Below are 8548 nucleotides of genomic sequence, written 5' to 3'. Positions count from 1 at the left end.
GCTACCGGCAAGACGGGTGCCACGGGTGCTACCGGCAAGACCGGTGCTACCGGCGCCACCGGCAAGACCGGAGCGACGGGCGCTACGGGTGCTACCGGCAAGTCCGGCGGGCATCATCACCACGACCACCACGGTCATGATCGTGGGGACTCGAAGGGCAGCGATCACGGAGCGAAAGGCCGCGATCAGGGGCTCGGCAAAAACGAGACCCCGTCCTTGAACCAAGGCTCGAAGGGCGATCGTCCGACCTTCCTTTCCGGTTCTTCCACGTCTCAGGGAAGCGCCGGAGACAACACCAAGGGTGTCGCCCAAGGTGAGAGCCAGCTTCAGAGCATCGCTAAACAGATAAGCGCGTCTCTGCGGCCGTCTGATGTCACGCCCAAGAGTGTTGCGTCGTTGCTTGATACGTTCAAGCAAAGCGTCGACATAAAGGCGGGCGGCATCTTCAAGGACAACGGCAATTCCGGTTCATTCAGCTCGATCAGCCTGAATAACCCGACGCAGAATCATCTGCAGTTGCCCAAGCACTAACCCAAAACTGGAGATCGGCCACAATGGCCGGTCTCCTCCCTTGCATGACCGGCAGACGCCTTTTCCTTGAACAGCCCAAAGAGTGATCGAGATGAATTTCGTGTCACCTGCCAATATTCCGGCCACGGCCAACCAGCTGCTGCACATCGCTCCGGCTGGCGAACCTGGCGCGAAGGCCGCTTCCGACGGGCAGGGCACCGCCGCTGTGCATGCCCGGATAGTCGCCGCCACTCACGTCGCCCGCTATCACGGTGTCGATCCCGACCCCTCGACGGTCCGGCCCGATGCCAAAGGCGCCGCCCCCTCCTCGCCTGCCCTGGTGGAATGGCTCCGCCAATACGGGCTTTGGGCGCGAGCGGTGCGCCTCAGTTTCGGTCAGTTGATGAAAATCGACAACCCCGCACCAATCCTGCTCCTGCTCTCCGACGGCGGAGCCGCCGTCGTTGTCGGCCGCAACCATGAGCACGGCGTGCTTCTGGTCCGCGATCCGCTGGCACCTTCAACCAAGCTGCCCACGCCAATCGACGAACTCCGGCTCAAGCAGGTCTGGGACGGCGCCACGCTGCTCGTGCGCGCGTCCCGCGGCGAGAGCGAAGATGAGAAAGCGTTCAATCTCGGCCTGCTCACCCGGATGGTCTGGGGTGAGAAATCCATCCTGCGCGATGTGGCGATCGGCTCGATTACAATCACCATCCTCAGCGTGCTCCCCGTGCTGATGATCATGACGACGCTGAACACGGTTGTCACCTACAACAGCACCAACACGCTCACGCTCATCGTTGTCGTCCTTCTGATCGCGCTCGTCTTCGAGATGCTGATCGCATGGTCACGGCGAATGCTGCTCATTACTCTTGCCACCCGGCTCGATACGAGACTTCATCTTGTGATATTCAACCGGCTGATGACGCTGCCGATCGACTTCTTTGAGCGCAATCAGGCCGGCGAGATTTCCTACAAGGTGAGTCAGCTCTATCGCGTGCGCGAGTTTCTCACCGGCCGCATGATAACGACGTTCATCGACGTCGCCATGGTTCTGCTGCTGCTGCCCGTGCTGTTCTACATGGAAGCGACGCTCGCCTGGACTGTGCTGGCGGCGGCGGGCTGCATCACCCTGATCATCTGGGCCTTTCTCCGGCCGCTCGCGGATCTGACGGGCAAGGTCATCCAGGCGGAATCGGACAAGGGATCCACCCTTGTCGAGAGCATATACGGCATCCGCACCGTCAAGTCGCTGTGCCTCGAATCCACGCGCGCCGCGGAATGGGATGAGCGGATCGCCACGGTCGGCGATCTCAACATGCGAATGGGCAAGCTCAGCAACTGGCCCATGGTGCTCGTGATGCCCTTCGAGAAATACACTCAGGCCGGCGTGCTGGCGCTCGGGGCGTATCTCGCGATGACCTCGAACAACCCGCTGTCTCTCGGCGGCCTGATCGGCTTCATGATGCTGGGCGGCCGCGTGGCGGGTCCGCTGGTGAACCTGGCGCGCCTTCTTCAGGACGTCCAGGAAGCGCGTCAGGCGCTGTTCCAGGTGGGCTGGGTGCTTAACCGCCCGACCGAGAAGCGCGCGCTCACTCACGGATTGCGTCCGAAACTGGAAGGCGCGATCAGCTTTGAGGAAGTGACCTTCAAATATGAGGGCAGCAAGTCGCCTGCACTCGACAATGTCAGTTTTTCCATCGAACCCGGCATGATGCTGGGCGTGGTTGGCCGGTCGGGATCGGGCAAGTCCACCGTCACCCGCCTGCTCATGGGCATCAACCCCGAATATTCGGGAGCCGTCAAGATCGACGGAATCGAACTGCGGGAGATCAACCTTCGCCATCTGCGCCAGAGCTTCGGAGCAGTGTTGCAGGAGAATTTCCTGTTCCGGGGGTCCGTCAAGGACAACATCCTGGCGGGCCGCCCCGGTCTGAGCTTCGAGGACGCGGTCCGCGCAGCGAGGCTTGCCGGTGCCGAGGAGTTTATCGAGCGTCTGCCCCAGGGTTACGAGACCTGGATCCAGGAAGGGTCCACCAACCTCTCCGGGGGCCAGCGGCAGCGGCTCGCCATCGCCAGAGCCCTGATCTCGGATCCGAAGCTGCTGATCCTCGACGAGGCCACGTCCGCCCTCGATCCGGAAAGCGAGGCGCTGATCAACGCCAACCTTCAGCGCATGGCCCGTGGCCGCACGATGGTGATCATCTCGCACCGTCTCTCGTCGCTTGTCGATTGCGACAAGACCCTCGTGCTCGATCGAGGGAAGGTCATCGATATTGGACCGCATCGCGAACTCGTAGAGCGCTGCGCCATCTATCGCCACCTCTGGCTTCAACAGAACCGCCACTCCGATTCCCAAGGAAAAGCCCATGCCGCTCCTGCGCCGTCGTTCATCCAAGCCAGCTAAGGCCAAGCGGGCCGAGAAAAGCCCGCTTCCACTCGCCGCTCTCGAATTCCAGAGCCCCTCGGCCGCGATCATCGCGAGCCCGGTTCCAGGGCTTTCGCGCGGCACCAATCTTTTCGTCTTCCTGCTGGTGGTCTCGACACTCGTCGCCAGCGGGCTGATCCAGATCGACAAGATCGTGTCGGCGAGCGGCAAGCTCGTCGCCGACGCGCCGAACATCGTCGTACAGCCCTTCGATCACTCCATTGTCGAAAGCATCGACGTGCGAAAGGGGGATGTCGTTCGCAAGGGGCAGTTGCTCGCTCGCCTCAACCCGACCATCAGCGCGGCCGACCTCGTCTCGATGAAGGACCAACTCGATTCACTCACGGCAAAGGCGGCACGGCTCGAAGCACAGACCGCAGGCAGGGACTATGTCCCGGACCCGGCAAACCCGCACGCGACGCTGCAGGCTTCGATCTTCAATCAGCAATCCAGGGAATATAAATCCTCGCTCGAAGCGCACGATCAGAAGATCAATCAGTTTCGTACCCAGATGGAGGGGAGCAGCGCCCAAGCCGATCATTATCGCAAGCGCCTCGGGCTCGCAGCAAACGTCGAGGGCATGCGACAGGAGCTTCAGAATCTTCAGGTCGGCAGCAAGCTGAACACGATCCTCGCCACGGACGCACGTCTGAACATGGCGGTATCGCTTTCCCAAAGCGAATCGGAGAGTGCGCAAGCCAGCCGGAAGCTCGCAGCCGAGGAAGCGGAGCGGGAAGCCTACATTCACCGCTGGGATGCCCAGGTCTCGCAGGAACTCGCCGATACGCGCCGCAAACTGGCGCAAGCCCGGCAAGACTACACCAAGGCGAACCTGCATAATCAGCTGGTCGTGCTGACTGCCCCCCGCGATGCCGTGGTGCTTTCGGTCGCGAAGATCTCGGTCGGCTCTGTCGTCACAAGCGCGGAGCCGCTGATCCAGCTCGTGCCGCTCGACGCTCCCTTGTCGGTCGAGGCGGACATCTCCGGCATCGACAGCGGCTATGTCCGTCCGGGTGATGAGGTAACGATCAAGTTCGACACGCTGCCCTTCCTGCAATACGGCAGCGCGCGCGGCACCGTGCGTTTGATCAGTGCGGACAGCTTCAGCCCCGAAGCCTCGCCTCAGGAAGGGGGTTCCACGCTGCCGAACAGGCCGCGCACGCTTTACTACAAGGGCTACATTTCCCTCACCGAGATGATGCTGCACGACACCCCGCCCGGCTTCCGCCTGATGCCTGGAATGCCGCTCACTGCGGACGTCAAGGTCGGCACACGCTCCATATTGGCATACTTTGTCTCCAAGATTCTTCCGATTGCCCACGAAAGTATGCGCGAGCCGGGAGCCTGACCAGCATGATCGGACTGAATATAATATACAAGGTGCTCGACCGCCTCGTCGCCCGCTCGCCGAAGCGGGCTCGGGCGCGGGCCGAGCGCCTCTCGAACGTCGCGCCGGAGCGCGCCCTTGCCCTTTTCGTAGCAGCGGCTGAAGCGGGCGACACCGAAGCGGCTTTCATCGTCGGCGAGCGCTATCTTGAGGGAAAGGGAGCGCTGCAGCATCCTGTCTCCGCGGCGCGGTGGTATCAGGTGGCGGCCGAGGCCGGACATGTGGGAGCGCAATGTCGGCTGGCCGCCCTTCATCTGTTCGGTGTGACGAGATCGGCTGTGGCCGATGAAAGACTGTTCGAGGCCAGCGAGTCGGAAACGCCCGATTACCATGCCGCCATGGTCTGGGCAAAGAGGGCCGCCGAGGCAGGCGCCCCGGATGCTCAAGCCATGCTGGCTTTCATCCTATCCTCGGGGCCCGAAAGTCTGCGCGATCCCGATGCCGCCTTTGATTGGTATCGGAAGGCGGCCGCGCAGGACTGTCCGCAGGGTCGGCTTGGCTACGCCATCGCGTTGATGCTTCGCAGCGATATCGCCGACAACATGCTCATTGCACGTAATGAGCTTCTCCGCGCGTCGGAGGGGGGACTTGCAACCGCGCATTACCTGCTGGGGGCCGCGGCGGAGGGCGGATTTGGCACGGCGTTGGACGAGGCCGAGGCGCGGCGGTTCTACACTCTCGCCGCCGAAGCCCAGCATACGGCCGCGCAATTGAAGCTCGGTCTGATGCTCCTCGACGGTCGCGGCGGACCGGCTGACGCCTTGAACGGCGAGAGCTGGCTGCGTCGCGCGGCGGTCGCGGGCGATAGCGAGGCCGCGATGCACCTCGGCGAGCTATATTCGCGCGGGGGCGCGCTCCCGCCGAACTATATCGAGGCCGTGCATTGGTTCCGAACGGCAGCCGAACGGGGGCATCAAGCCGCTGCCAGGACGCTTGGCATGTTCTACCTCACCGGGGCAGGCGTGGCGCGCGACCCGGACGAGGCCGCGGCCTGGTTCAAGCGTGCCGCCGAGGCAGGCGATACCGTTGCCCAGGCTGACCTTGCGACGCTGTTGCAGACAGGCGCCGTGTCGAACACGGATAATGAGAGCTTTCCCGTGCATGAATGGTTCGAGCGCGCCGCCGAGCAAGGCGACCTGATCGGCGCGTTCAACTATGCGGTTTGCCTCGCCGAGGGCATCGGCGTGCCGCGCAACGATGCGCGCGCCGCCTTCTGGCTGAGAAAAGCAGCAGACGAGGTGGTGAGCGCGCAATATTGGTATGGACGCATGCTGGCCGACGGCCGGGGATTGGACAGAAACGATGGCGAGGCGGCCGCCTGGTTCGAAAGCGCGGCCGACGCTGGTATGGCGGATGCACAGTTCGCCCTCGGTGAGTTTTATCTTCAGGGCCGTGGCGTCTCCTACGATCCGGAAGCGGCGAAGGCGCGGTTTCTGTCGGCGGCCAGGGCGGGCCATTCCGGCGCAATGTTCGCCCTCGGCATCTTGCATGGCGAGGAAACCGAACTCGCTACCGACCTTGGCGAGGCCCGGCTCTGGTTCGGCCGCGCGGCGGAACAGGATCACGCCGCGGCAGCCCTGATGCTCGCGCGCTACGCAGCGCAGGGACTTGGCGCCCCCAAAGATATAGAGACCGCACGCCGCTGGTACGAACGCGCCGCTTCTCTCGGCGCGGGAGGCGCGGCTGAAGAACTCGCCGCGCTCGACAGTGAGCGGACCGGCAAAGCCGACGCCGTGGCGGAAGAAGAACTGATGGCATGACGACCGGCGGGCGCCGACAAAAGGCGCCCCTGCGTTCCACTCATCGTCAAGCGAGCAGCTTTCGCAACCGCACCGGCAAACGGCCGGGAGCCTTCAGCTCCGCACAGCTTTTCTCCCATAGATTGAGGTAGTCCGGCAGAGGAATCCCGCTTCGTCCCGGCCAGCGATTCAATGCACCGAGGTCCGCGATCATGGTGGCATCGCTCTGCAAAAGATCGAGCATGGTAGAAACCGCACCTTTAGCGGCCTTAACGCCTCCGTCTACATGAAGGGAAGCTTCATGTTCCTTGAACCAGGTTCGCAACGATGCCGTATCGTCTTGCTCCTTCAAGGCAGCACGGTAATCGACAACCATCTTTTCCCGGTAATCCCGAATGGAGCCGGCGAACGCAGCGTCATTCCGGAACGGAGGCACATGCTCCCAGGCGTCCGCAAGAAGCTGGAGACCGCGAAGGGAGAAGGCCTCGACCAGCGCTTCCTCGACCCACTGGCACGGATTTCGGGGCTTTGCATCAGACTGCCAGCTGTTGCAAAGGACATGCCCCAGCTCATGCCCGAATTGATAGGCGAGTTTGCACCAGTCGCGGGTGCCGATACTGACGATGATCCAGCCCGTCGTGGGCGCCTGATTGTGAAGCCATATCGATGGCAGCGTCCCGGCGTGATTGTCGACCCGGAGTCTTTCCGGTTGGCGATCCGAAACCAAGGCCACACCAGCCAGACAGGCCGCGCGCATGCGCTCCATCACCGCCGCCGCGTCCGACGGCATGGACCCGCCCCACTTACCTCCAAGTTCCAACGGTGCATCGAGACAAGACACACTGTTGCAAATGGGCCACGCCTGCGCACTTTTCAACGGCAGCAGCAGGCTGCCACCGAGCAGCAAAAGAAAGTGCCGTCGCCTCATGGTCGGCCGGTGATGGTCATGCGCACCTCACTCAACTTTGGCGGATGGCCGCTCTTCCGTTCAATCGGAGTTTGAAATGAAGCCCGAAAACCAGATAATTTGTTTAAACATGATCGTCAAGAACGAGGCGGCCGTTATCCGCCGCTGCCTCGATAGCGTGAGGCCGATCATCGGTTACTGGGTGATCGTGGATACCGGATCCACCGACGGCACTCAGGATATCATCCGCGACCATTTGCGCGACCTGCCAGGCGAGTTGCACGAGCGTCCCTGGCGAGATTTCGCGCACAACCGTAGCGAAGCCCTGGAGCTGGCGCGCGGAAAGGGCGATTACACGCTGATCATCGACGCGGACGACATGCTCGAGTTCGATGCGGACACCGCGATACCCGAGCTGTCGGCGGATCACTACGCGATCGAGATCCACCATGGAAGCATCGTGCATTGGCGGACCCAGATCATCCGCAATGCTCTGCCCTGGCGCTGGGAAGGCGTTCTTCACGAATACCTCGCCTGCGAAGATGCCGCCTCGGTCGAGCAGCTTCCCGGGATCCGATTGAGGGTCAACGATGACGGCGCCCGCCGCAAAGATCCCGGCACCTACCGGCGCGATGCCACGGTGCTTGAGAATGCCTTGAGGACCGAAACCAACCCGTTCCTGATCGCCCGCTACCGCTTTTACCTCGCACAGAGCTATCGCGACTGCGGAGAGTTGGACCGTGCCTTGCGGCAATACCTGATCCGGGCGCAGCTTGGTTTCTGGCAAGAGGAAGTGTTCATCAGTCTTTATTCCGCCGCGCAGTTGAAGGAGGAACTCGGGTACGACGAACAGGATGTCATCGATGCATACCTTCGCGCTGCGGATGCTGCGCCATCGCGGGCGGAAGCCCTTCACGGGGCAAGCAAATTCTGCCGGGTCAAGGGACGGAATCAGGAAGGCTTCCAGCTCGCAAGGCGAGGGCTGCAGATACCGCTTCCGTCAGATGGCCTGTTCGTGGAAACCTGGATTTATGAAACCGGCCTGCTGGACGAGTTTTCCGTCAATGCGTACTGGTCCGGTCACATGCGCGATTGCCTCGACGCGAGCCTGACGCTGCTCGCATCCGGAAAACTCTCCGATGAAGATGTGAAACGCGTGGCTTCGAATGCGCGTTACGCGAGCGAAAACCTGCACCAGGATCGAAACCTTGGATCGCTTGGCACAGAAACCCTCGAAGATCAGCATCGCGTGGGCACTCCAAGGTCGCTCCATTCGCGATTGAACGCCGCGCCGCGCGTGCTCGTTGCAATTCTCGCGAAGCAGAAAGAGGAGTTCCTGCCGCTCTATCTCGAATGCATCGAGTCGCTCGATTATCCCAAGTCTTCGATTGTTCTCCACATCCGCACAAACAACAACACCGACGGGACGGAACGTATCCTGCGCGAGTGGGTCGAGCGGACAGGCCACCTCTATGCCGACGTGGAATTTGATGCCGAGGACGTTGAGGCTCCGGTCGAGCAATTCAGCGTCCATGAATGGAACGCCACGCGTTTTGACGTTCTGGCGCACATTCGAA

General features: G+C 62.2%; 5 protein-coding genes and 1 pseudogene. 5 read left to right on the top strand and 1 reads right to left on the bottom strand.

Features of this window, described 5'->3' with window-relative positions:
* The 4 genes and pseudogenes from QM659_RS16590 to QM659_RS16575 all read left to right on the top strand — a co-directional run.
* Positions 1–531, top strand: a pseudogene (locus QM659_RS16590) (hypothetical protein); the annotation flags it as partial.
* A gap of 91 nt (positions 532–622) precedes the next feature.
* Positions 623–2917, top strand: a complete 2295-nt coding sequence (locus QM659_RS16585) for a peptidase domain-containing ABC transporter (protein ID WP_415189273.1) — start codon at positions 623–625, stop codon at positions 2915–2917.
* A complete protein-coding gene (locus QM659_RS16580; RefSeq protein WP_415189272.1) occupies positions 2880–4286 on the top strand; it encodes an HlyD family type I secretion periplasmic adaptor subunit in 1407 nt (468 codons plus the stop codon). Before QM659_RS16585 ends, QM659_RS16580 begins: the two co-directional genes overlap by 38 nt.
* A 5-nt stretch (positions 4287–4291) precedes the next feature.
* Positions 4292–6085 (top strand): tetratricopeptide repeat protein, encoded by a 1794-nt coding sequence (locus tag QM659_RS16575; RefSeq protein ID WP_415189271.1) that lies wholly within the window; start codon positions 4292–4294, stop codon positions 6083–6085.
* Between the two features lie 46 nt (positions 6086–6131).
* Here QM659_RS16575 and QM659_RS16570 read toward each other — a convergent pair whose 3' ends face one another.
* Positions 6132–6854: a hypothetical protein gene (locus QM659_RS16570; protein ID WP_415189270.1), complete on the bottom strand. Its 723-nt coding sequence runs from the start codon at positions 6852–6854 to the stop codon at positions 6132–6134.
* A 247-nt stretch (positions 6855–7101) separates the two neighbouring features.
* Between QM659_RS16570 and QM659_RS16565 the strand changes: the two genes are divergently transcribed.
* A partial coding sequence (locus QM659_RS16565; protein WP_415189269.1) for a glycosyltransferase occupies positions 7102–8548 on the top strand: 1447 nt, incomplete at its 3' end.

The organism is Rhodomicrobium sp., assembly GCF_047605405.1.
In the GTDB taxonomy this organism is placed as follows: Bacteria; Pseudomonadota; Alphaproteobacteria; order Rhizobiales; family Rhodomicrobiaceae; genus Rhodomicrobium; species Rhodomicrobium lacus.
This window is presented reverse-complemented; position numbering and strand designations above follow the sequence as displayed.

Coding starts and splice junctions, on each gene's coding strand:
- QM659_RS16570 (WP_415189270.1), bottom strand. CDS start 6,854: ATGCCGTCGGACGCGGCGGCGGTGATGGAGCGCATGCGCGCGGCCTGT.
- QM659_RS16585 (WP_415189273.1), top strand. CDS start 623: ATGAATTTCGTGTCACCTGCCAATATTCCGGCCACGGCCAACCAGCTG.
- QM659_RS16575 (WP_415189271.1), top strand. CDS start 4,292: ATGATCGGACTGAATATAATATACAAGGTGCTCGACCGCCTCGTCGCC.
- QM659_RS16580 (WP_415189272.1), top strand. CDS start 2,880: ATGCCGCTCCTGCGCCGTCGTTCATCCAAGCCAGCTAAGGCCAAGCGG.